The 23304-nt window shown below is 67.7% G+C and carries 25 protein-coding genes; 20 read left to right on the top strand and 5 right to left on the bottom strand.

The features are described from left to right. Positions 1-80 precede the first annotated feature (80 nt). On the top strand, positions 81-1271 hold the full coding sequence (gene tuf, locus PWF70_RS19150; protein WP_006360285.1) for an elongation factor Tu: 1191 nt from the start codon (positions 81-83) through the stop codon (positions 1269-1271). A 220-nt stretch (positions 1272-1491) separates the two neighbouring features. After that, positions 1492-2238, top strand: coding sequence for an alpha/beta fold hydrolase (locus PWF70_RS19145; RefSeq protein WP_035753618.1), 747 nt, complete (start codon positions 1492-1494; stop codon positions 2236-2238). Here the strand turns inward: PWF70_RS19145 and PWF70_RS19140 are convergent. Beyond that, the gene (locus PWF70_RS19140; RefSeq protein WP_006360283.1) at positions 2235-3173 is read right to left on the bottom strand and encodes an oxygenase MpaB family protein; all 939 of its coding nucleotides are present in this window, start codon (positions 3171-3173) and stop codon (positions 2235-2237) included. The two genes, PWF70_RS19145 and PWF70_RS19140, sit on opposite strands and share 4 nt — an antisense overlap. A 100-nt stretch (positions 3174-3273) precedes the next feature. Here PWF70_RS19140 and PWF70_RS19135 point away from each other — a divergent pair, with 100 nt between their 5' ends. From PWF70_RS19135 to PWF70_RS19090, 10 genes are all read left to right on the top strand, one after another. Beyond that, on the top strand, positions 3274-4260 hold the full coding sequence (locus tag PWF70_RS19135) for an o-succinylbenzoate synthase (protein ID WP_006360282.1): 987 nt from the start codon (positions 3274-3276) through the stop codon (positions 4258-4260). A gap of 93 nt (positions 4261-4353) precedes the next feature. Next, positions 4354-5691 carry a cytochrome P450 gene (locus PWF70_RS19130; RefSeq protein ID WP_035753507.1) on the top strand — a complete coding sequence of 446 codons (1338 nt, stop codon included), beginning with the start codon at positions 4354-4356 and terminating at the stop codon, positions 5689-5691. Between the two features lie 5 nt (positions 5692-5696). After that, the gene (locus tag PWF70_RS19125; protein WP_035753510.1) at positions 5697-6344 is read left to right on the top strand and encodes a TetR/AcrR family transcriptional regulator; all 648 of its coding nucleotides are present in this window, start codon (positions 5697-5699) and stop codon (positions 6342-6344) included. A 75-nt stretch (positions 6345-6419) separates the two neighbouring features. Continuing rightward, positions 6420-7319 (top strand): SDR family oxidoreductase, encoded by a 900-nt coding sequence (locus tag PWF70_RS19120; protein ID WP_035753517.1) that lies wholly within the window; start codon positions 6420-6422, stop codon positions 7317-7319. Positions 7320-7333: 14 nt separating this feature from the next. Beyond that, on the top strand, positions 7334-7930 hold the full coding sequence (locus tag PWF70_RS19115; protein ID WP_035753619.1) for an Rv1363c family protein: 597 nt from the start codon (positions 7334-7336) through the stop codon (positions 7928-7930). After that, entirely contained in the window at positions 7927-8436 is a 510-nt protein-coding gene (locus PWF70_RS19110; RefSeq protein WP_035753520.1) for a hypothetical protein, read from the top strand. The genes PWF70_RS19115 and PWF70_RS19110 overlap by 4 nt, the downstream gene beginning before the upstream one ends. Next, positions 8436-9122 (top strand): hypothetical protein, encoded by a 687-nt coding sequence (locus tag PWF70_RS19105; RefSeq protein ID WP_075863999.1) that lies wholly within the window; start codon positions 8436-8438, stop codon positions 9120-9122. Before PWF70_RS19110 ends, PWF70_RS19105 begins: the two co-directional genes overlap by 1 nt. Beyond that, the gene (locus PWF70_RS19100) at positions 9119-9682 is read left to right on the top strand and encodes a hypothetical protein (protein ID WP_035753521.1); all 564 of its coding nucleotides are present in this window, start codon (positions 9119-9121) and stop codon (positions 9680-9682) included. Before PWF70_RS19105 ends, PWF70_RS19100 begins: the two co-directional genes overlap by 4 nt. Before the next feature lie 69 nt (positions 9683-9751). Then, positions 9752-10957 (top strand): NAD(P)/FAD-dependent oxidoreductase, encoded by a 1206-nt coding sequence (locus PWF70_RS19095; RefSeq protein ID WP_035753523.1) that lies wholly within the window; start codon positions 9752-9754, stop codon positions 10955-10957. A gap of 5 nt (positions 10958-10962) precedes the next feature. Then, positions 10963-11709: a DNA alkylation repair protein gene (locus PWF70_RS19090; RefSeq protein WP_035753524.1), complete on the top strand. Its 747-nt coding sequence runs from the start codon at positions 10963-10965 to the stop codon at positions 11707-11709. A 4-nt stretch (positions 11710-11713) separates the two neighbouring features. Here the strand turns inward: PWF70_RS19090 and PWF70_RS19085 are convergent, their stop codons facing one another. The 3 genes from PWF70_RS19085 to mftR all read right to left on the bottom strand — a co-directional run bounded on the left by PWF70_RS19085 (position 11714) and on the right by mftR (position 13954). Then, a complete protein-coding gene (locus PWF70_RS19085; protein ID WP_286352733.1) occupies positions 11714-12103 on the bottom strand; it encodes a DoxX family protein in 390 nt (129 codons plus the stop codon). A gap of 36 nt (positions 12104-12139) precedes the next feature. Further along, a complete protein-coding gene (locus tag PWF70_RS19080) occupies positions 12140-13198 on the bottom strand; it encodes a ferredoxin--NADP reductase (protein WP_035753527.1) in 1059 nt (352 codons plus the stop codon). Between the two features lie 126 nt (positions 13199-13324). Next, the gene (gene mftR, locus PWF70_RS19075; protein ID WP_035753528.1) at positions 13325-13954 is read right to left on the bottom strand and encodes a mycofactocin system transcriptional regulator MftR; all 630 of its coding nucleotides are present in this window, start codon (positions 13952-13954) and stop codon (positions 13325-13327) included. Between the two features lie 160 nt (positions 13955-14114). Here mftR and mftA point away from each other — a divergent pair, with 160 nt between their 5' ends. The 5 genes from mftA (at position 14115) to PWF70_RS19050 (ending at position 18178) form a co-directional block, all read left to right on the top strand. Continuing rightward, positions 14115-14222, top strand: coding sequence for a mycofactocin precursor MftA (gene mftA, locus PWF70_RS19070; protein ID WP_035753529.1), 108 nt, complete (start codon positions 14115-14117; stop codon positions 14220-14222). Then, complete coding sequence (gene mftB, locus PWF70_RS19065) at positions 14222-14581, top strand: mycofactocin biosynthesis chaperone MftB (RefSeq protein ID WP_035753531.1); 360 nt, start codon at positions 14222-14224, stop codon at positions 14579-14581. The genes mftA and mftB overlap by 1 nt, the downstream gene beginning before the upstream one ends. A gap of 69 nt (positions 14582-14650) precedes the next feature. Continuing rightward, the gene (gene mftC / locus PWF70_RS19060; protein ID WP_035753532.1) at positions 14651-15940 is read left to right on the top strand and encodes a mycofactocin radical SAM maturase; all 1290 of its coding nucleotides are present in this window, start codon (positions 14651-14653) and stop codon (positions 15938-15940) included. Between the two features lie 93 nt (positions 15941-16033). After that, on the top strand, positions 16034-17233 hold the full coding sequence (mftD, locus tag PWF70_RS19055; protein WP_035753535.1) for a pre-mycofactocin synthase MftD: 1200 nt from the start codon (positions 16034-16036) through the stop codon (positions 17231-17233). A gap of 132 nt (positions 17234-17365) precedes the next feature. Continuing rightward, positions 17366-18178, top strand: a complete 813-nt coding sequence (locus PWF70_RS19050; RefSeq protein ID WP_075864003.1) for a mycofactocin-coupled SDR family oxidoreductase — start codon at positions 17366-17368, stop codon at positions 18176-18178. 153 nt (positions 18179-18331) lie between these two features. On the opposite strand, the gene PWF70_RS19045 is transcribed toward PWF70_RS19050, so the two are convergent. Beyond that, positions 18332-19441, bottom strand: coding sequence for a CaiB/BaiF CoA transferase family protein (locus tag PWF70_RS19045; RefSeq protein ID WP_286352732.1), 1110 nt, complete (start codon positions 19439-19441; stop codon positions 18332-18334). A 178-nt stretch (positions 19442-19619) separates the two neighbouring features. On the opposite strand from PWF70_RS19045, the gene mftE reads away from it, so the two are divergent. From mftE to mftG, 3 genes are read left to right on the top strand one after another with little or no spacing between them, the layout of a single operon-like run. Then, the gene (gene mftE / locus PWF70_RS19040) at positions 19620-20330 is read left to right on the top strand and encodes a mycofactocin biosynthesis peptidyl-dipeptidase MftE (protein ID WP_280088728.1); all 711 of its coding nucleotides are present in this window, start codon (positions 19620-19622) and stop codon (positions 20328-20330) included. Beyond that, complete coding sequence (gene mftF, locus PWF70_RS19035; RefSeq protein ID WP_280088729.1) at positions 20327-21928, top strand: mycofactocin biosynthesis glycosyltransferase MftF; 1602 nt, start codon at positions 20327-20329, stop codon at positions 21926-21928. Before mftE ends, mftF begins: the two co-directional genes overlap by 4 nt. A 35-nt stretch (positions 21929-21963) precedes the next feature. Further along, on the top strand, positions 21964-23295 hold the full coding sequence (mftG, locus tag PWF70_RS19030; protein ID WP_279939718.1) for a mycofactocin system GMC family oxidoreductase MftG: 1332 nt from the start codon (positions 21964-21966) through the stop codon (positions 23293-23295). Positions 23296-23304 lie beyond the last annotated feature (9 nt).

Here is a 23304-nt window from a genome sequence, read left to right as displayed (position 1 = left end):
CGACAAAGCGGGCGCACATCGTAAATCAGTAAATCTCCTGCTGGGATCCGCCCAGCAGCAACAGTCCAGGAGGACACAAAGTGGCGAAGGCGAAGTTCGAGCGGACCAAGCCGCACGTGAACATCGGCACCATCGGTCACGTCGACCACGGCAAGACCACCCTGACCGCGGCCATCACCAAGGTGCTTCACGACAAGTACCCGGATCTCAACAAGAGCTTTGCGTTCGATCAGATCGACAAGGCTCCTGAGGAGAAGGCCCGCGGCATCACGATCAACATCTCGCACGTCGAGTACGAGACCGAGAAGCGTCACTACGCCCACGTCGACGCCCCCGGTCACGCCGACTACATCAAGAACATGATCACCGGTGCTGCCCAGATGGACGGCGCGATCCTCGTGGTCGCCGCCACCGACGGCCCGATGCCGCAGACCCGCGAGCACGTGCTGCTGGCCCGCCAGGTCGGTGTGCCCTACATCCTGGTCGCCCTGAACAAGGCCGACATGGTCGACGACGACGAGATCATCGAGCTCGTCGAGATGGAGGTCCGCGAACTGCTGGCCGCCCAGGACTTCGACGAGGAAGCTCCCGTCGTCAAGGTCTCGGCTCTCAAGGCTCTCGAGGGTGACCCCGAGTGGGCCAGTTCGGTCGAGGAGCTCATGGCTGCCGTCGACGAGTCGATCCCGGATCCGGTTCGCGAGACCGAGAAGCCGTTCCTCATGCCCGTCGAGGACGTATTCACCATCACCGGCCGCGGCACCGTGGTCACCGGTCGTGTGGAGCGTGGCGAGGTCAACGTGAACGAGGAAGTCGAGATCGTCGGCATCCGCGAGAAGAGCACCAAGACCACCGTCACCGGTATCGAGATGTTCCACAAGCTCCTCGATTCCGCACAGGCAGGCGACAACGCCGGTCTGCTGCTCCGCGGCCTCAAGCGCGAGGACGTCGAGCGCGGTCAGGTCATCGTGAAGCCGGGCACCACGACCCCGCACACCGAGTTCGAGGGCCAGGCATACATCCTGTCCAAGGACGAGGGCGGCCGTCACACCCCGTTCTTCAACAACTACCGTCCGCAGTTCTACTTCCGTACCACGGACGTGACCGGCGTCGTGACCCTCCCCGAGGGCACCGAGATGGTCATGCCGGGCGACAACACCGAGATGAGCGTCAAGCTCATCCAGCCGGTGGCCATGGACGAGGGCCTGCGTTTCGCCATCCGCGAGGGTGGCCGCACCGTTGGTGCGGGTCGAGTCACCAAGATCACCAAGTGATCTTGTCCTGACGCACTGACTCACTGAGTCAAGGAGGCGCCCGGTCACGAAAGTGGCCGGGCGCCTTTGTCATCCCGGCACCGCCGAACCTCGATTCGACGACGCGACCTCGATCGACGTCGCATCGTCGAACTGGGGTCTGCCGGTCGTGATACGTGGGTACTGCACGAATCCCGAGTGTGACGAGGCGCGCAGGGCCGCCTTTCGTAGGCTCGAGGGCATGCGTGTGCTCAGTCGACGTGCCGAACCCGACCTGGCGGTCCGGGTGGCCGGTGAACCCGACCGTGGCGTGCCGGTGGTCCTCGTCCACGGGATGGCGTCGGATCATTCGACCTGGCGGCCGCTTGCCGCGTCGTTGCGACGGCAGGGTCGTGGTGTGGTCAGCGTCGATCTGCGCGGGCACGGCCGCAGCGGACGCCCCGACGGCCCGTACCGTCTCGACGATTTTCGTGACGACCTGGTGTACGTGCTCGACAATCTGGGGATTCACGTGGCCGACGTGGTCGGGCATTCGCTCGGAGCCCACACCGCGTTGCGGCTGGCGATGTACGAACCGTCCCGTGTGCGTCGGATGGTCCTCGAGGAGGTCCCGCCGATGCCGCGGGACGAGGCCGATCTCTCCGAGGGAATCACCATGAAAGCGACGCTCGGCGAGCAGATCCGTGGGCTCGTCGCGCTGGCGCGCAACCCCTTCCCGGTCTTCCGGTTCGACGGACGGATGGGCGACGAGATCGTCGCCGAGTTCGATGTCTGCGCACCGCAGTGGTGGTCGGAACTGCCTCGCGTCAGCGCCTCCACGATGGTCATCTCGGGCGGGGAGCGCAGCTTCCTGCCGCCCCGCCACCTGCGGACGGTCAGCGAGGCGCTGCCGGACTCACGGTTCGTCATCCTCGACGCCGGGCACAGCGTGCACCGCGACCGCCGTGCGGAGTTCATCCGGCACGTCGAGGGATTCCTGGGGCGTTAGGCCGCGGGCTTGTTGTGCAACGGGCGGGGGTCGATGCCGACCTTTTCCCACGCCTCGTACGCCCACGGGACGTAGAGGTACTTGAGTGGGAGCCTGTTGACCAGCGGGTTGATCGCACGCATGAAAGCGGCGAAGCGCTGGAAATTCTTCTCCTTCTTGTCGTTCCACTCCAGGTCGCAGACATCGCGCATCTGCTGGGGGAGTGTCCCCACGATGACCGTGCGGATGAACGCATTGAGCGGAGCCGACAGGACGTTCCACACCGGGGCCGGGATCTTCTTGGGTCGGGGCAGTCCCTGGCGGATGTAACCGGTCGCGTAGACGATCGTCTTGTGGGGGACGAAACGGTTGAGCATGTCCTCCCAGTAGGCGACGAACTCCTCGTACGTCTGGGGCTGGCCGCGGTCGCTGACACCGTAGAGCTGGTACCAGACCTTGCTTTCTTCGAAGATCTGGACCTTCTCGGCATAGGTGAGGCGACGGATGAACGTGTCGGTGATGTAGAGAACCTGGTCGACGAAGGTTGCGTGGGCCCAGTAGAACAGCTCCGGGTTCAGCGCGTGGTAGCGCGAACCGTCGCTGATGGTGCCCTTGATGTCGCGATGGAAGTCGCGCACCGTGCGGCCCCATTTCTCGGGTTCGGTGCTGTACACGGTCTTCATCACCGGCGGTCCGGTGCGCTTGGCGCGGCCGAGGAAGTCGCTGAAGATCACCGAGTGGTCGAGGACGGCCTGCCCGAGCTGCTCGATGCAGTTCTCGGTGCCGGCCAGGCGCTGAAAGCCGAGGATGCCCCGCGAGTCGCCGTAGAACTTCCACACGAGTGAGTCGGCTCCGAGCCGAGGCCGCACGATCTCGCCGGCGGTGTCCGGGGTGTCGTCGACGATCATCGGTTCCGCCTCGCGGATACCGGCATCGAATCCCTGGTTGACTGACATGAGAGCGAGGGTAGCGGACTTGGAACAAAGTGAAAAGGTTGTTCCATCGAATTCACACAACCCTCGTTCAAGGTTGACGCCAGCGACTCAGGAGGAAGCGATGCCCGGCGGCATGAGGGGCGAGTGGGAGCTCCCGGACGTGGAGGACCTGCTCGCGACGGCCGTGGTGGTCCGCCTCCCCATGCGGACCAGGTTCCGTGGGCTGACCTTCCGCGAGACGATGGTCTTCGCCGGGCCGGCGGGGTGGGGCGAGTTCGGCCCCTTCGTCGAGTACGAGGACGCCGAGGCCTCCGCGTGGCTGCGCGCCGGTATCGAGGCCGCCTATCTCGGTCCGCCACCCGCGGTCCGGGACACCGTGCCGGTCAACGCGACCGTGCCCGCCATCCCGGCCGACGAGGTGCCCGACCTGCTGAAGCGATATCCGGGCGCGGGGACCGCGAAGGTGAAGGTCGCAGAACCGGGTCAGACGCTCGACGACGACGTCGCGCGGGTCGCGGCGACACGTGAGCTGATCGGGAGGGTGCGGGTCGACGCCAACGGCGGCTGGTCGGTGGACGAGGCGATCACCGCCCTACGTGCGATCGGCGACGTCGAGTACGCCGAACAGCCCTGCCGCACGGTCGAGGAGCTCGCGCAGGTGCGGCGTGCGGTCGAGGTCCCGATCGCCGCCGACGAATCCATCCGCAAGGCCGACGACCCATTGCGCGTGGTCGCCGCGGATGCCGCCGATGTCGCCGTGGTGAAGGTGGCGCCCCTCGGGGGGATGCGTGCCACGCTCGAACTGGCCGACACCCTGGGTCTCGACGTGGTGGTGTCGAGTGCGCTCGACAGCGCAGTCGGCATGGCGGCCGGGGTCGCCGCGGCGGCGGCGCTGCCTCGGCTCGACCTCGCCTGCGGACTCGGCACGGGCTCGCTGTTCACCGCCGACGTCGCACCGTCGTTCCTGATGCGTGACGGTGTCGTCGAACCGCGCTGGTTCGGTCCCGATGCCGACGTCGACGCCGTTGCGCATGCCGCCCCGGAGGGCCGCAGACAGTGGTGGCGGGATCGGCTGCGGCGGTGTCATCGCCTGCTCGTCGAGGAGTGAGTTAGGAACGCTTTTACCGAATCGTCTCAACATGGTCTAGTATGCGATGTGGATCACATTCCGTAGGGCTCTCTGTTCGGAAGGAGACGGTCGATGGCATCGGTACTGGCGACCCCGCCGGCGGGTAGCGACCTGCAGGCCATCCCGTGCTCCGGCCGCAACAGCTCCCTCGAGATCATGTCGATGCGGCGTGACCCGTTCGGCTTCGCCGACCGTCGCCGGGCGCAGTTCGGCAACGTGTCCGGGCTGAACGCCTTCGGTGTGCAGATGGTCATGACCGGAAACCCGCGGGCCGCCCAGGAACTCCTGATGAACAAGGACCGGGCCTTCGCCAACGGTCCGGCGTGGAGCTATTTCATCGGTCCCTTCTTCAACCGCGGCGTCATGCTCCTCGACTTCGACGAGCACCGTCATCACCGGCAGATACTGCAGCAGGCGTTCGGCACCACCGCGCTCAAGGGTTACCTGCAGGAGATGCAGCCGATGATCGCCGAGCGCGTCGCGGAGTTCCCGGTCGGTTCGGTGAAGCTGTTCGACCAGTTCAAGGCACTCACCCTCGACCTCGCGCTCGAGGTCTTCCTCGGGCTGAACCTGCCCAGGGACGAGGCCGACCGGATCAACAAGGCGTTCATCGACACCGTCCGCGCCGGCGTTGCCTACGTACGCAAACCCGTGCCCGGTGGACGATGGTGGAAGGGACTGCGTTCTCGCAAGGTCCTCGAGGAGTTCTTCTACGCCAACATCGCGGCCAAGCGCGCGCGGGAGACGCCGGATCTCTTCTCGGTCCTGTGCCACGCGGAAACCGATGAGGGGCACAGCTTCGCCGACGAGGACGTGGTCAACCACATGATCTTCGTGCTCATGGCCGCGCACGACACCTCGACCATCACGATGACCCAGATGGCCTACAACATGGCCAAGCATCCCGAGTGGCAGGACCGCGCCCGCGCCGAGTCCCTCGAACTCGGACCGGAACTCGGCTACGACGCTCTCGCCGGCATGACGGCCCTGGATCTGGTGATGAAGGAGTCGCTCCGACTGTGCCCGCCGGTCCCGGCGCAGCCCCGTATGGCGGTCAAGGACACCTCGATCGAGGGCTTCTACGTCCCCGAGGGCACCATCGTCACCACGTCATCCCTGTCCAGTCATCGGGATCCCGAGTTCTTCACCAACCCTGACATGTTCGACCCGGAGAGGTTCGGTCCCGAACGCGCCGAGGACAAGTCCCACCGCTTCGCCTGGATGCCATTTGGTGGTGGCGTTCACAAATGTATCGGCCTGTATTTTGGCCAGATGGAGATCAAGACGATCATGCACCACCTGCTCCGCGGGTACGAGTGGTCGGTTCCGGCCGACTACGTCCTGCCCATGGACTACAGCGCGCTGCCCGTGCCCAAGGACAGGCTCCCCGTGACCCTCCGGCGTCGGTGAGTCGCGTGTCGGACAATCTCGTGAAGGACACCGTGAACAGCGCTGCAAAGGGGAAGGGCGTTCGCTCGTCCAACCGCAAGGTGCGCAACACCGCCAGCCCGGCCGACCAGGAGGCCGCGATCCTCGCCGCCGCGGGCTCGGAGTTCGCCGAGGTCGGGGTGCGGCGCGCCAACATCGACGAGGTCGCGGCCCGTGCGGGCGTCAGCCGCAGCACGCTCTACCGCCGCTTCCCCAACAAGGAGGCCCTCCTTTACGCCGTCGCCAACGACGCCTACGAGCGGGGCATGAAGAAACTCGAGGAATCGGTCAAGGGGATGGGCCCCAAGGATGCCCTGGTCGAGGCCTTCGCGGTGGGCGCCGAGCTGGTCAAGTCCGATCCGTCGCTGAGCCGGATCGTCCTCACCGACTCCGAGATCAAGAGCGTCACCGCGAAGATGACGTCGCTGTTCATCGACATGGTCACCGATCGGGTCGCCGCCACCCTGCGCGACGAGGGTGCGCAGATGCCGGTGGAGGACCTGCTCGAGGCCGTCGAGATCCATGTGCGACTGGTGATCTCGCTCCTGGAGACCCCGCCGTCGGACCCTGCCCGTACCGATCCGCAACAGGCCCGTGCGTTCGCCACGAAATTCTTCGCCCCGATGATCTGGTGATCAGCACGTGACTTTCGACGGCCCGTGGCGCCGTTACTCGCTTTCGATCCAACGACAACCACCCGAGGGGAACCAATGAGCCTGCGCGACAAGCTGTCCCGGACGCCCGATCACGACGCCATCCGAACGGCGCTGAAGGACAAGGTCGTCGTGGTGACCGGTGGTGCACGCGGAATCGGATTCGAGACCGCGACGCAGCTGTTCCAGGCGGGTGCGAAGGTCGCCATCGGGGACGTCGACGGCGAGGCGGTGGGCAAGGCCGCCGCCGACCTCGGCATCGAGGGCGTCGAGGTCGACGTCACCAAGCGGGAGTCCTTCGACGCCTTCCTCTCCGAGGTCGAATCCCGACTCGGACCGATCGACGTCCTCGTCAACAACGCCGGCATCATGCCGGTCGGTCCGTTCCTGTCCTACGACGACACGATCATCCGACGCACCTACGACATCGACGTCCTCGGTGTCATCATCGGCTGCCAGGAAGCCGCCCGCCGGATGGCCCCGCGTCGTACCGGCCACATCGTCAACATCGCGTCGACGGCCGGCCGTATCCCGACCCCGGGTCTGACCATTTACAACGGTGCCAAGGCCGCGGTGATCGAGTTCTCCGAGGCCCTCGGCGCGGAGCTGGAGCCGGAGGGCGTCACCGTCAGCGCCGTTCTCCCGACCTTCACCCGTACCGCCCTGATCTCCGGCCTGCAGACCAACAGATTCATCCAGACCGTCGCGCCCGAGGAGGTCGCAGCGATCGTGGTCGAGACCATCGCCCGCCCGGTGACCCGGGTCTACGCCCCGCGATCGATGCGCTGGGCCGACTCCAGTCCGCTGTTCCCGCAGGCGATGAAGCGGTTCACCCGCAAACTCACCAAGCTGGACTCGATCTTCCTGCGCCCCGACCAGGAGGCGCGCGCCGCCTACTCGAGCCGTATCCGCGGGGAGAAGATCGAGAACAAGCCGAACACGCGCCTGTCGTCGTAGAGGAGAGCGTGGCGTTGAGGGAAGGGGCGCGGTCGGGCGCCGCAGAGATCGCCGCGGAGCGCAGTGCTCGGCGTCAACTGGGCGAGGCGCTCGAAGAGTTGCACGCGCGCGAGGTCGACGCCGGCCTTCGCCGGCCGGTGCCGCGGCGCCGGTGGATTCTGGCGACGCTGGTGGCGGTCGTAGCCGTCGTCCTCGCCGGCGTCGCGGTGGTGGCGTGGTCCGACACGCGGAATGCCCCCACCGACGACGACTTCGAGCGCGCGGCCGCCGACCGTGTCGCCGTGCTGATCGCACCGGACCACCGCGATCCGAGTCGCGCGCGCAAGATCCTCGCCGGTGCCACCGGCACCTTCTATGACGAATTCGCCCAATCCGCCGACAGTTACAGCGCTTTCGTACAGGCCAACGGATCGGTGTCGGAATCCTCGGTCGACGGCACCGGGGTCTCCGCCCGGGACGGTGACAGCGCCACGGTTCTCGTCGCAGCGACCGTCGTATTCGACGCCGCCGGAGACACCGGGGAAGAGCAGGCACGCCGGTTCCGGCTTCGTGTGCTCGTGACCCCGGACGACGGTGCACTGAAACTCGGGGCGGTGCAATACCTTCCATGACCACATCCGGATACATCTCGGTGCGCGCCGGAGCTCTCCGAATGCTGGTGGCAGCGCTGGTTCTGGCCGCGGCGCTCGTCGCGGTGGGATTCGCGTGGCGTGCACACGCTGCGGGAGATGCGCTCCAGCAGAGCCGCGAACAACTCCGCGAACGCGCGGGCACGATCGTCGCCGACGTCTTCTCGGTGGATTCCACGCGGTGGCAACAGGATCGGTCGCGGGCTCGTGCGCTCGTCGCCCGCGACTTCCTCGACAGTTACGGCGCACAGCTCTCCCGGCCGCCGGAGCAGGGGACGGCCGCGGTCGTGTGGCGGCCGGAGGTCGTCAGCGTGGTCGACGCCGACGCCACCGAGGGGCAGGCGCTCCTCCGGGTGGCGGTGACGGTACGGTCCGACGCTCCCGCCCGGTCCGAAGCCGCCGCGACGACGGTCCGCCGATCGGTGCTGGCCCGCTTCGTCCGTGCCGACGACGCGTGGCTCCTCGCCGCTGCCGATGTGATCGGGTGATGGCGGTGACCGATGCTGCGAGAACCGAGTCTGTGACGACCGGCACGGCGACCACGGCCCGTGTGCAACTCGCGCGGGATCGGGTCGACGAGGCGCGAAGGGAAGCACGCACGACCAGGATCGCCGCAGCACCCGCGCTGCGGGCGCGTGCCGTGCGACGGACACGCCTGCTACGGACAGCCCTCATCGCCTCGGCGGGCGCCCTCGCGATCCTGGTGATCGCGGGTGCTGTCCTGGGATGGCAGATCCGCGGACAGCGGGCCGAGGTCGATCATCAAGCCGAGGTGCTGGATTCGGCGCGGGCGGGGGTCACGGCCATGCTCACCGCCGACCCGGCCGATGCGGACGGCTTCGTCGACGGCGTGCTCGCCGTGAGCACCGGCGCGCAGCGCGACCGCATCGACAGCGCGCGTGAAGCACTGGTCGCCGAGGTGCGCACGCAGACCGGACGCAGTGTCGGACAGGTGGTCTCGGCCGGGCTGGTGACCGACCCGACGTCGGACGACGCCGGCACCACCGTGGATGTGCTCGTCGTCGCGGACGCCACCAACCCGCTGCTGCTCGGTTCCGGAGGAACGGATGGGCAGGCCGCGGCCGTCGACACGACCGCCGAACGGATCACCGCGCTGATCACCATGGAACGCACCGGTGACGGCTGGAAGATCGCGGGGGCACGTCAGCCGTGAGCGACCTCCTGGAACCGCGCCCCACTCGCCGCCAACGCCACCGTCTCGCCGTCCTGGCCGCCGTCACGGTGACTGCACTCGTCGTCGCACTGATCGCCTGGATCGGGGTGCTGCGATCGGACCCGGGGCCCGCAGAGGACGAGCGCGCCGCCATCCTGTCCGCGGCGGGCGGGGCGGTCGCCGCACTCATGACCTTCGGGCCGGACGACCCACCCGACCAGCGTCGCCGAACCGACGCATTGCTCGCCGATCCATTGCGACTCGAGTACCGCAATCGTGGTGTCGACGTGGTGGTCCCGGGAGCGCGGGCCGCCTCGGTGTGGATGGTCGGACGCGTCGTCGGAGCCGGTCTGAACGACAGCATCACCGAACGGGCGAGGGTCCTCGTGTTCGTCGACCAGACGGTCTCGGTCCGAGACGACGGAAAATCTACGGGGTTTAGGGAACCGGCCGACGCGGGGGACGAGACGACCCCTATCGCGAGGTGGGCACTTATGCGTAAGGTCGACGGGAATTGGCTGTTGTCCGACCTGCAACCGGTCGGAGACGTAACCCGTTGAGGCGAGTCGCCGGGATGTCATCGGGCATCCCGGGCGGGACGGTGTCCGCGGGGTGAGAGGGGACGGAAGATGAGTGGATCAGTCGCGGGCGTCGTGATCGTCGGGGCGGGCCTGGGCGGGATCAGGATCGCGGAGAACCTGCGCAACAACGGGTTCACCGATCCGATCACCCTGGTGGGGGCCGAAGACCATCCGCCCTATGATCGTCCGCCTCTGTCGAAGTCGGTACTCCTGGGCAAGGACGATCGCGTCGACCTCAAACCGGCGGAGTTCTACGGCGAATCCGACATCACCCTGCGTCTGGGCTCCGCGGTGACCTCGGTGTCGCCGGCGGAGAAGACCATCACCCTGGCGTCCGGGGACACACTCGCCTACGACACTCTGGTGCTGGCCACCGGTCTTGATCCCCGTCCGTTCCCGGGTCTCGCCGACGCCGTCGCCGGCGTACACATGATCCGCACCTACGACGACGCGGTCGCTCTGCGCGAGGAGATCGATTCCGCCTCGACCGCCGTGGTCATCGGCGCCGGCTTCATCGGCTGCGAAGTGGCCGCGAGCCTCACCTCGCGCGGGTTGAGCGTCAGCCTCGTCGAACCCGCCCCCACCCCGCTGGCGGTGGCGCTCGGCGAGGAGATCGGCATGCTGGTGTCCCGGCTCCACACCGACAACGGCGTGGACCTGCGCACCGGGGTCGGCGTGGCCGAGATCGTCGTCGCCGACGATGCCGGCGGACCGAGGGTCACCGCGGTCAAACTCGCCGACGGCACCGAACTCCCGGCTGATCTCGTGGTCGTCGGCATCGGTTCCACGCCCGTCACGGGTTACCTCGAGGGCTCCGGGATCGAACTCGCGCCGCGTGAGGTGGGCGGTGGAATCGCCTGCGATGCAACCGGACACACCAGTGTCGACGATGTCTACGCGCTCGGCGACGTCGCCAACTGGCGTGACGACGACGGCACCCCGCATCGCGTCGAGCACTGGAATCACACGGTCGAACAGGCGTCGGTCGTCGCCCACCAGATCGCTGGTGGTGACGCGGTGACCGCGGCGGTCTCGTACTTCTGGAGCGACCAGTTCGATGTGAAGATCCAGGTTCTCGGCGCCCCTCGGGCCGACGACACCGTCCACGTCGTCGACGACGACGGCAAGAAATTCGTGGCCTACTACAGCAGGGACGGCATCCTCACCGCAGTCGTCGGCGCCGGCAAGGTCGGTGCGGTGATGAAGACCCGGCCGAAGCTGCTGACGCCGACACCCATCGCCGACCTGCTGTAGCACCGGTGGGTGCCGAGCTGACGGCTGCAGCGGTGCGCGCGGCCGCTGCCGAGGTCGCCGACCCGCAACGCGCCGTCGACCTCGCCAGGTTCTTCCAGGTGCGCCCCGGCGGCTACGGCGAGGGCGACGAGTTCATCGGCCTGCGCGTGCCGCAGCAGCGGGCCATCGCCAAGCGGTTCCGTGGCATCGACGCCGGTGAGGTTGTCGCGCTGTTGGATTCGCCGGTCCACGAGCATCGGTTCATCGCGTTGGCTCTGCTGCGGGGTGAGTTCGAACGTGCCCTACGGCCGCGATCGGGCCCGGACCGGGACGAGGCTGCGAGGTGGGTCGAGCTGTACCTCGACGCGGTTCGCCGGGGCCGGGTGAACAACTGGGATCTCGTGGACTCCTCGGCCGATCCGGTACTCGGTGAGTACTGCCGCCTGCGCGGCGACTCCGGCATCATCGTCGATCACGCCGCCGACGACGACCTGTGGCGGCGTCGGGTGGGGATCATCGCGACCTTCGCCCACATCAAACACGAGGACGCATCGGTCCTTCTGTCGGTGGCGCCACTCGTCCGCGACGACCGTCGGGACCTCATCCAGAAAGCTTTCGGATGGATGCTCCGGGAGACCGGCAAACGCGTCGACGATCGGATACTCCTGACGTACCTCGAGGAGAACGCCGGCCGAATGGGCCGCACCGCACTGAGTTACGCGATCGAGCACCGGAGCCCGGAGGAACGCGCGTACTTCCGTGCGTTGAGGTGAGGGGTCAGTCCTCGCGCGCCACGCGGATCGCCGCCCAGATCATCGGGAACTGGAACGGCAGGCGTGTCAGGGCGACGATCCGGTAGGGCAGTGGCTTGTCCCACCAGAGGCGCACCATGTTGAGGTTGGCGGGATAGACGGCGAGGAACAACAGCGCCGACAAAGCCGCGGAGAGACGACGGGTCCGCGGCACGAGAAGTCCGGCGCCCAAGCCGATCTCGGCGACACCGGACAGGTAGGTCAGGGTCCGCGGATCGCCGGGGATCTCCTCCGGGATGATCTCGTCGAACGGTTTGGGTGCGACGAAGTGAAGCACGCCGATGCCGAGGAGCATCACCGCCAGGCCGCGGGCGAGTTGGAGCGGATTCAGCCGAGACTTCCGGATGGTGGTCACGTCGTCGTGCTCCTTCGCGTTGGTCGGAACTGCCTGTCAGAACTCGATCTTGAGCGAGTCCGAGGTCGGGTGGGCCTGGCAGCCCAGGATGTACCCGTCCTCGATGTCCTCGGGGTCGAGGGCGCCGGCGTTGTCCATGTCGACGGTGCCCTCGGTGAGGGTGCAGGCGCACGAACCGCATTCGCCCTCCTGGCACGAGTACGGGGCGTCGAGACCAGCCGCCAGCATCACGTCGATGAGCGTCCGCTTGCGCGGCCAGCTGAGGGTGTGGGTCTCACCGTCGAGTTCCACCTCGACCGTGGCGGCGGAGGCTTGGTCCTCTTCGCTGACCTCTTCGAGTTCGACGTCGGCGAACGGGTCGCCGGACAGCGAGTTGTACACCTCGGTGTGGACGTTGTGATGCGGGAAGTTCGCCTGTGTCAACGCTTTGTGGACGGCGTCCATGAAGGGGCCGGGGCCGCACATGTAGGCGGTGTGGGTGGTCGAGTACGGCGCGAACACCGACGCGAGAGCCGCTGCGCTGGGCAGCCCCTGCAGGCTCTCCAGCCAGTGGACGACGGTGAGCCGGTCGGCGTGCGCGTGGAGCAGGTCGCGCAGCTCGGCGGCGAAGATGACGTCGCCCTCACTGCGGTTCGCGTAGAAGAAGACGACCGGAGCGCTGCTCTTCTTCAGTGCCGCCTTGAGGATCGACATCACCGGTGTCACGCCGCTGCCCGCGGCGATCAGGAGCAGTGGGTCGTCGTAGGACTTGGGTGTGAAGACGCCCGACGGCGGCAGCACCTCGACCTGGGAGCCGGGGGCGAGGTTGTCGCAGACCCAGTTGGAGCCGTAGCCGTCGACGGTGCGCTTCACGGTCACCTTGGGGCGTGCATCGGTGTACGGCGACGACGCCAGTGAGTAGCAGCGGGCGACCGAGCCGGTCTTCTCGCTCGGGATGCGCAGGGTGAGGAACTGTCCCGGCTTGTAGTCGGTGAAGGCGGCCGACGACGCCTCGGGGACCTCGAATGCGATGGACTTGGCATCGGACGTCTCATCGATCACCTCGGCCACCGTGAGGATCACGCTTCGTGAGCCGTGAGGGGTCAGGTCAGACATGTAGCAGCTCTCCGACGTCGAGGACCGGGGCGAACCGGCCGAATTAGAACACGTTCTACTTCAGGATAGCCCAATCGGTGGGTGTCCCACGAGGCCCTGTTGGAGCCGGTGTGGTCACGCCGCCGATCATGGCACGCGGGACAGCGATGCGACTCCGTTCGCGACGGTCCGCGCGCCGTCGGAGATCAGTTCCTCGAGGTCGGCGTCGGGGTCCGCGAGCCACTGCTCGTAGGCGGCGAGCGCCGCGCCCAGGCACAACCACCCGATGGTCTGGGGCAGGTGATCGTTCTCGTCGAGGCCGAGCCGGGCCGCGCAGAACTCGGCGATGACGTGACGCCAGTCGGCGTACATGATCATCGAGTGTGCCTGGAGCGCAGGAACTCCCAGCAGCAAGGACATGCGTCGGCGGTGGTTCTCCAGTTCCTCCGGCGGCACCCGGTTGAACACGACCAGGGCATCCACGAGGGCGTCGGCCATGGGGATGTCGGTGGGGATCTGGGCGAGGAGCCCGCGTAGCTCGCCCAGATGGTCGTCGAACTCTCCCCACGGGATCTCGTTCTTCGACGAGTAGTACCGGAACAGCGTGCGACGCGCGATGCCCGCGGCCTCGGCGATGTCGTCCACGCTGGTCTCCTCGAAACCCCGGGTGGTGAACAGGCCGATCGCGAGCGCGCTGATCCGGGCGCGCGAGGAGATCGGGCGTCGCCCGGGTGCGGCCCGCCCGGGGCCCGCATCCTGCTGTGTCGTCGCAGTCATCGAGACCTCACCATATGGGATCCGTTCGCGCGCAGCGGGTCGAAGGGGCCCGAACCGCCTGTCCGAACGGGCAGTTTTGCTCTAGCGGTAGAAATCTGCACTGAGTGCCACTATAGTCCATCGTGATCCGAGTCACTTAGAAGATCAGGAGGTATGGATCATGGCCGACCAGTCCGCGGTTACCGCTGCAAACTCGAACGAGACCGAACTCATCGCCGAGTCGCTCGTCGAAGAGGTGTCGATCGATGGGATGTGCGGGGTCTACTGATGTCAGCCCCGACATCGAATCCGACCTCCGGCGACCGTTCTGCGGTCGCCGGGGTCCGGTTCGACACCCCAGCCCCCGATGCCCCCGCCGGCTTCGACACGTTCGCCGCGTGGGAACTCAACCCGAAGGTGGCGCTGCGCCCCGAGCCGTTCGGCGCGTTGCTGTACCACTTCGGTACCCGCAAGCTCTCGTTCCTCAAGAACCTCACCGTGGTCGGGATCGTCCAGTCCCTCGCCGATCACGACTCCGCCGAGGCGGCCCTCCTGGCCGCGGGTGTCACGCCCGCCCAGCGGCCCCTGTACGTGCAGGCGCTCACGGCGCTGGCCGACAGCGCGATGATCACGCCCCGCGCGGCCTGACCGAGCTCCACCCCCGATCGACAGCCCCGATCGGCTCCCCGCTTCCGCCCAGACCCTAGGACCGACACGATGACGACCATCGAGATGCCGCCCACTGCAGCCGAACTCGTGACCTCACAGCGTGCGAGCGCGCCCGCCGACCAGGTGCCCAAGGTCGGCCGCCTCGTAGACCAGTTCGAGCGCGGCCTCGACGCGCCGATCTGCCTGACGTGGGAACTCACGTACGCCTGCAACCTGGCGTGTGTGCACTGCCTGTCGTCGTCGGGCAAGCGCGACCCGCGCGAGCTGTCGACCGAACAGTGCAAGGCGATCATCGACGAACTGCAGCGCATGCAGGTCTTCTACGTGAACATCGGCGGTGGTGAGCCGACCGTGCGCCCCGACTTCTGGGAGCTCGTCGACTACGCCACCAGCCACCAGGTGGGAGTCAAGTTCTCCACCAACGGTTTGCGCATCGACAAGAAGGTTGCCGCACGCCTCGCCGCGTCGGACTACGTCGACGTCCAGATCTCGCTCGACGGTGCCACCGCTGAGGTCAACGACGCCGTGCGCGGTCCCGGTTCCTTCGACATGGCGGTCCGGGCGCTCGAGAACCTCGCCGAGGCCGGCTTCGCCGACGCCAAGATCAGCGTCGTCATGACGCGGCAGAACGTCGCGCAGCTCGACGAGTTCAAGGCGCTTGCCGACCGCTACAACGCAACCCTGCGCATCACCCGCCTGCGTCCGTCCGGCCGTGGCGCCGACGTGTGGGACGACCTGCACCCGCTGCCCGAGCAGCAGCGTGAACTCTACGATTGGCTTGTCGCACACGGCGATCGCGTGCTCACCGGCGATTCGTTCTTCCACCTCTCGGCCTTCGGCGGGGATTCCGGCGGCGGCCTGCCCGGCCTCAACCTCTGTGGCGCGGGACGCGTCGTGTGCCTCATCGACCCGGTCGGCGACGTGTACGCCTGCCCGTTCGCGATCCACGAGAACTTCCTCGCCGGGAACATCTTGTCGGACGGCGGATTCCAGGAGATCTGGCAGCGTTCGGATCTGTTCACCGAACTGCGCGAACCGCAGAACGCCGGTGCCTGCACCAAGTGTGCGCACTTCGACGCCTGCCGCGGTGGCTGCATGGCGGCCAAGTTCTTCACCGGCCTGCCGCTGGCCGGACCGGACCCCGAGTGCGTGCAGGGTTACGGCGAGGAGCTCCTCGCCGGGGAGCGCACCAAACCGACGGCGAACAAGGATCATTCGCGCGGTACCCCGCTGACGCTGATGACCCGTCGACCCGACGGGGACCTCACCCCGGTCGGTCGGCCCACCAAGTCCTGTGATGAGAACCCGCTCGCCGGGTTCGCCCCTGCTGCGCGGTAATCCGCCCCGCGGCCCAACAGTGTCGAGTCCTCCCCGGGGTACACGGGGACCGCGGGCGATGGCACGCATCCGAATAGTGAGTGAGTAGGAGAAATGGCTCTCAACCCCTGGGCGAAAAACCCCTGGTTCGAAACGGTCACCGAGGCCCAGCGTCGGGCGAAGAAGCGACTGCCGAAGTCGGTCTACTCGTCGCTGGTCGCCGGCACGCAGGCCGGTGTGACCCTCGACGACAATGTGCAGGCCTTCAATGAACTGGGTTGGGCGCCACACGTTGTCGGCGCACAGCCGGAGCGTGAGATGACCACCTCGGTCATGGGGCAGGAGTTGTCCTTCCCGGTGATGATCTCGCCGACCGGTGTGCAGGCCGTCGACCCCGACGGCGAGGTTGCCGTCGCACGTGCCGCGGCGGCGCGTGGCACCGCGATGGGCCTGTCGAGCTTCGCCTCGCACGCCGTCGAGGAGGTCACCGCGGTCAACGACAAGGTGTTCTTCCAGATCTACTGGCTCGGCAGTCGCGAGGACATCCTCCGCCGCGCCGAGCGTGCAAGGGCCGCGGGCGCAAAGGGTCTCATCGTCACGACCGACTGGGTGTTCAACGTCGGCCGCGACTGGGGCAGCCCGGAGATCCCCGAGAAGGTGAACCTGAAGGCGCTGGTGCGTCTCGGCCCGGAGATCGCGGTCAAGCCGCGGTACGCGCTGGACTGGGTCAAGGGCGGCAAGGTCATCATCCCCGACCTCACCGCGCCGAACCTCACCCCGCAGGGTGTCCCCGGCCCGACCTTCTTCGGCGCCTACGGCGAGTGGATGGGCACCCCGCCGCCCACGTGGGAGGACCTGCAGTGGCTGCGTGAGCAGTGGGGCGGACCGTTCATGGTCAAGGGCATCACCCGTCTGGACGACGCCAAGCGCGCCGTCGACATCGGTGCGACGGCGATCTCGGTCTCCAATCACGGCGGCAACAACCTCGACGGCACCCCGGCGACGATCCGTCTGCTACCCGACATCGCCGATGCGGTCGGCAACGACATCGAGGTGCTGCTCGACGGCGGCATCCGCCGCGGTAGCGACGTCGCCAAGGCGCTGGCCCTCGGCGCCCGCGCCGTGATGATCGGCCGTGCCTACCTGTGGGGTCTCGCCGCCAACGGCCAGGCAGGTGTCGAGAACGTCCTCGATCTCATGCGTATGGGCCTAGACGGCGCGCTGATGGGTCTGGGGCACAAGAGCGTGCACGACCTCTCTGCCGACGATCTGATCATCCCGGACGACTTCAAGCGGTCCTTCGGACACGTCTGATCCGAGCAGACAAACACTCCCGCCCGCCGCCGGACATCCGGTCGGCGGGCGGGAGCGTCTCGGCCCTGTTGCCGGGCAGAACCCGCGGGAAACAGCACCCGCGACAGAACTAGAACGTGTTACAGTTCTGCCATGGGACAGTTCGACGGCAAGGTCGTCTACATCACCGGCATCGCCCGTGGTCAGGGCCGTAATCACGCGGTCCGGTTCGCCCGTGAGGGCGCCGCGATCGTGGGTCTCGACATCGCGGGTCCGATCATCGACCACGCGACCTATCCGCCCGCCACGGCCGACGATCTCGAGGAGACGATCCGGCTCGTCGAGGGTGTGGGCGGCAAGATCCTTGCCCGGCAAGGTGATACGCGGGATCTCGCGTTCCAGCAGCAGCTCGTCGCGGATGCGGTCGAGCAGTTCGGCCGCCTCGATCACGTCGTCGCCAACGCTGGTGTGCTCACCTGGGGCAAGGTGTGGGAGCTGACCGAAGAGCAGTTCACCGATGTCGTCGACATCAACCTCGTCGGCGCATGGAAGACGCTCAGGGCCACCGTCCCGGCGATGCTCGAAGCCGGCAACGGCGGCTCGATCACCATCATCAGCTCGGTCGCCGGATTGAAGGCGATGCCGATGCAGGCGTCGTACACGGCGTCCAAGCACGGCCTGGTCGGTCTGACGCAGACCGCGGCCAAGGAACTCGGCCACTACCGGATTCGCGTCAACAGCGTCCACCCCTACGCGGTCGACACCCCGATGGGAGTCGCCGACACCGAGGCCCACCGACTCTTCGAAAAGCCGTGGGTGACCCCGCATTTCGTGTCGATGCTGGACTACCACCCGGTCGCGTCGTGCGACGAGATCTCCGACGCCGTCCTGTACCTGTCCTCCGACAGCGCCAAGGGCATCACCGGTGCCGAGTTCCAGATCGACATGGGGCACTCGAAGGTCTGATCCCCTGCTCCCTGAGGTGCGAGCGAAGCGAGCCACGAAGGGCTGGTGAGGATTCTCGCCAGGCCTTCGTGGCTCGTCGCTTTCGCTCCTCGCACCTCAGGCAGCGGAGGGGAGTGCTCCTCGCTGCCTGAGGTGGTGGGAATCCTTGACGGATCAGGCCCAGAGGGTCTTCGGGTCGACGGCCTCGGTCGAGGGGCCGACCGGGGTCTCCGGCCGGGTGCGCGAGAAGCGCGGCGCGACCTGCGCCTGGGTGACGCCGTCGATGTCGATCAGGTTGGCGCGAGCGGCCATGTGCGCGTCGGCGGGCGCCTCGGCGAAGGTCAGCACCGGCGAGGTGCAGGCATCGGTGCCGTCGAAGACCTTGGCCCACTCGTCGCGGGTGCGGGACTTGAAGGTCTCGGTGAAGATCTCCTTCAGCGTGCCCCAGTTCGCGATGTCGTTCTGCGCCGGGAGATCGGCGTCGGCCAGGCCGAGGCCCTTCAGCAGCTCGGCGTAGAACTGCGGCTCGATGGCGCCGACGGCCATGTACTTGCCGTCCGAGGTCTCGTAGACCTCGTAGTAGGGGGCGCCGGTGTCGAGCATGTTGGTGCCGCGGTCGTCGCTCCACAGGCCGGTGCCGCGGAACGCCCACATCATCTGTCCCAGAACGGAAGCGCCGTCGACCATGGCCGCGTCGACGACCTGGCCCTTGCCGGAGATGCCGCGCTCGAGCAGAGCGGCGAGCACGCCCACGACGAGGAACATCGATCCGCCGCCGAAGTCGCCGGCGAGGTTGAGCGGCGGCACCGGACGATCGTCCTTGCGGCCGATGGCGTGGAGCAGGCCGGTGAGCGAGATGTAGTTGATGTCGTGGCCGGCGAGGTTGGCGCGGGGGCCGTCCTGGCCCCAGCCGGTCATACGGCCGTACACGAGGCCGGGGTTGACCTCGGCGAGGTCATCGGGGCCGAAGCCGAGGCGTTCCATGACGCCGGGGCGGAAACCCTCGATGATGACGTCAGCCTTGGCGACGAGATCGAGGATCGTCGCGCGATCGGTCTCGTCCTTCAGGTTGGCCTCGACGACGCGACGGCCGCGCAGCAGCGCGTCGGCGTTCACGCCGGGCTTCGGGAGCGTGCCGGGACGCTGGACACGGACCACGTCGGCGCCGAGATCGGCGAGCAACATGGCCGCGTGGGGTCCCGGGCCGATACCAGCGAACTCGATGACCCGGATGGAGCTGAGTGGGCCGGGTTTTCCGCTGTTGTGGGGTGTCGTACTGCTCATGTGTCGTCCTCCGGTCGTTGTACCGCCACTGTGTCAGGCGTCACGTGTCACGCAATAGCATTCCATAACCGATCGAACGCTCGTCAATGTGGTCGGCACGACGTTTTCGGCCCGTTTTTCTTCCTGTTTTTGGGCCGAGGGGCAGAAGCCTGGGAGCGCGATGGCTAGCATTGGTCAGATGACAGGACCGTCGACGCTGGGGCAGTGCAGCTGGCCGGACCTCGATGGAAAGGTGGTCACTCTCGTGGTACCTCTCGGTTCTGTCGAGCAGCATGGTCCGCACCTGCCTCTGGACACCGACACGCGAATCGCCGCGGCGGTCTCCGACGTCGTGTGTGAGCGCCTCGGGGATTCCGACATTCTCCGTGCCCCCGACCTCAACTACGGCGCGAGCGGCGAGCACGAGGGTTTTGCCGGGACGATCTCGATCGGACACGACGCCCTGCGCGGGATGCTCATCGAATACGGCCGCAGTGCCTGCCGATGGGCGCGGCGCATCGTTTTCGTCAACGGACACGGCGGCAACACGCGCACGCTGATCGACGCGGTGACCCGACTCCGCTACGAGGGACGGGATGCCGCCTGGTTCCCGTGCGCCTTCCCGGGCGCGGACGCACATGCCGGTTTCACGGAAACCTCGGTGCTGCTTCATGTCTCGCCGTCGTCGGTCGACACGTCACGGGCGGTCGCCGGCAATCGAGAGCCGGTCGGCGCACTGCTCGGTGCCATGCGCGAGGGTGGTGTCGGGGCGGTCAGCCCGAACGGTGTCCTGGGTGATCCCACCGAGGCCTCCGCCGACGAGGGGCGACGCCTGGTGGCCGAGGTGACCGATCGCCTCGGTGCGGCGCTCGTCTCCTGGGAGGTCGACGACCAGGGGCGACTCGGATGACCGCACTCGACGATTCGGCCCCCCGTGGCCGTGGCGCGGCCCAGGGCATCAGTGGTGACGACGTGACCGAGGGCAGGGACGTGACCGACCGGGACACGATCGATGGCGACGCCGCCAATGAGGGAAACGTCGGCGCACAAGAGGTTTCGGAGAGCGACTCGGGTGAGGATGCCGATTCGACGGACGCGAGGGCGACGGGGAACCCCGCCGACCTGCCCGACGGGTTCCAGGTCCAGATCGACCTGCGCTCCGCGCGTGGCGGCGACCTCCGGTACCTCGTCGGCGGCTCGCCGACGCGGTTGATGCGCATGTCCGACACCGCGCTCGGCATGACCTCGGACGACGGTCGAATTGAGGTGTGCGACAACGTGACCCGTCGTCTCGCGCGTGCTCTACTCGACGCCGGGGTCGCCAACCCGCGTCCGATGTTCGGCCCGAAGCCCGCCGACGTCACCGTGGTGATACCGGTCAAGGACAACCAGGCCGGCGTCGACCGCCTTCTCGACGCCCTCGACGGGTTGACCGTCGTGGTCGTGGACGACGGGTCGGACGCCCCGATCGTCGCCGAAAGGCCGGGCGTGAGCGTGATCCGATTCGACGAGAATCGTGGTCCGGCGGCTGCACGGAACGCCGGAGCGGCCGCTGCCACCACCGATTTCGTGGCCTTCCTGGACTCCGACGTCGTGCCCGATCCGGACTGGCTGACGGTGCTGCTCACCCATTTCTCCGACCCCACGGTCGGGATCGTGGCCCCGCGTATCGTGGGACTCCGGTCCGCCGCCCGGTCGTCCTCGCTGGCCGAGTGCTATGAGAACGGCTGGTCCTCGCTGGATATGGGCCCCGAGGAGTCCGCGGTCCTGCCGTCGACCCGTGTGCCGTACGTGCCCAGCGCGGCAATCGTGGTGCGGCGCAGCGCATTCTGCGGTTTCGACGAGTCGCTCAGGGTGGCCGAGGACGTGGACGCGTGCTGGCGTATGCACGCGGCGGGATGGCGGATTCGGTACGACCCGGTCGCACGGGTGGCACATGATCACCGCACCGACATGCGGTCGGTGCTGTCTCGCCGGTGCTTCTACGGAACCGGCGCAGCCCACCTCGCCGCACGTCACGGCAACCGGGCCGCCCCGCTGGTGATGTCGGTGCCGATGGCCGCGGCCGTCGCAGCTCTGCTGACCCGAACCCGCTTCGGCACCACGCTGGCGATGCTCATCCTGACCCATCTCGCGACCCGGCTCCGCAAACGGTTGGGCGACCTACCGTCGGCGCCGCTCGTCTCGGCGCAACTCACCGGTCGGGCCGCCGGATTCGGCCTACTCCAGGCGGCTGATGCGATCTGCCGGCACTACTGGCCGGTGGCCCTGCTCATGGCGCTCGTGTCGAGACGTTTCCGGACACTCGCGATCCAGGTGGCGATCGTCGAGGGGGTGGTGTCCTGGTTCCGGGATCTCCTCGCGGACCCGACGACCCCACCGGCGCTGGGTCCGTTCCGCTACCTGCTGATGCGCCGCCTCGACGACCTCGCCTACGGCGCAGGTCTGTGGCAGGGCGTCATCACCCATCGAGACGCGGAGGCATTGCGCCCGGTCATCTCGCGATGACGTTGCCGCGCAATGATCGTCTGACGCCCGATGACATGAGCGCCGAAGTCCTGAGCGCCGACGTCGTCATCGTCGGTGCGGGGAGTGCCGGCTGCGTCCTCGCGGAGAAGCTGTCGAGGGAACCCGGGCGGCACGTCGTGCTGCTCGAGCGCGGACCCGGGCGCTGGCCGGGGCCGGAGGCGCGGGACCTCCGACGTCTCCCCATCGGCGATCACGCGCCCTACGCGGTCCGGCACACCACCGATCTCGACGGCCTCACCGCCGCGCGGGGGTGTGCGATCGGGGGCTCCTCCGCGGTCAACGGCGGATACTTCCTGCGCTGGCATCCGGAGGACTTCGCGGACTGGCCGGACAGCTGGGGCCTCGACGCGATCGACGCCGCCTACTCCGAGCTCGACGGGGGTGGGGGTGGGGGCACGATGAGTGTCTCACCGGTGTCCGACGATGAACTCGGTGATGCCGGAAGGGCTTTCGAACGGTACTGGTCGGCGCGGACGGCTGTCCGTCCGTTCGACGACCGCTGGCCGGTCACCGGCGTGAACCGGGTACTCGGCAACCGATCCGGGATGGAGCGCCGGACCGCGGCTCAGGCCTACCTCGAGCCGGCGCTCGGCCGGCCGAATCTCCGCGTGGTGGCCGACTGCGAGGTCCGGCGGCTCGAGGTCTCCGGCGGGCGGCGCGTCACCGGCGTGCGTACCGATCGGGCCACCTTCAGAGCCGGCGAGGTGATCCTCGCCGGCGGCACGCTGGGCACCGCGCAACTACTACTCGCTTCAGACCTCGAGCCGCTCGGCGGGGCCGCATTCCTCGACGCCGGTGAACACCGGGGACTGGCCGTCTCCTATCGCCGAAAGGGACCGGCCGAACCCGGGATGGTGCTGCCGTCGGTGGTGCACACTGTCGATGGTCTCGAGATCCGTTGTTACCGGGATGATTTCGCGGCCTACATCGACGGTCTCCCGTACAGCGGGCCGATGGTCGAGGTGACCGCGATGGACCTATCGCCGGTGCGACTCGTCGCCGACGGCGAGCGCGTCCGTCTCGTGTTCGGAGAACCGTCGGCCGAGGTCACCGCCGCGATGCGTGCGGGCGCCGACCGGGTGGTGGAGATGCTGCACTCGACCGAGTTCGCCGGCATCGTCGTTCCGGGCAGCGTCTCGGTGGCCGCGGTGCCGGGGTTCTCGCAGCACACGTGGGGCTCGATGCCGATGGGTGTGCGCACCGACGCGCTCGGTGCGGTGCACGGGACGGAGGGGTTGCGTATCGTCGACGGATCGATCCTGCCGACGGGCGGCCACAGCGGGCCGCACGCCACGATCATGATGGTGGCCGTCCACATCGGCAACCGGCTCTCGGATGAGGGGTGAGCGAGCAGT

The organism is Gordonia sp. Swx-4, assembly GCF_030316175.1.
GTDB classification, from domain to species: domain Bacteria; phylum Actinomycetota; class Actinomycetes; order Mycobacteriales; family Mycobacteriaceae; genus Gordonia; species Gordonia alkanivorans.
The sequence above is the reverse complement of the archived record's forward strand: the minus strand, read 5'-3'. Positions and strand labels throughout refer to the sequence as shown.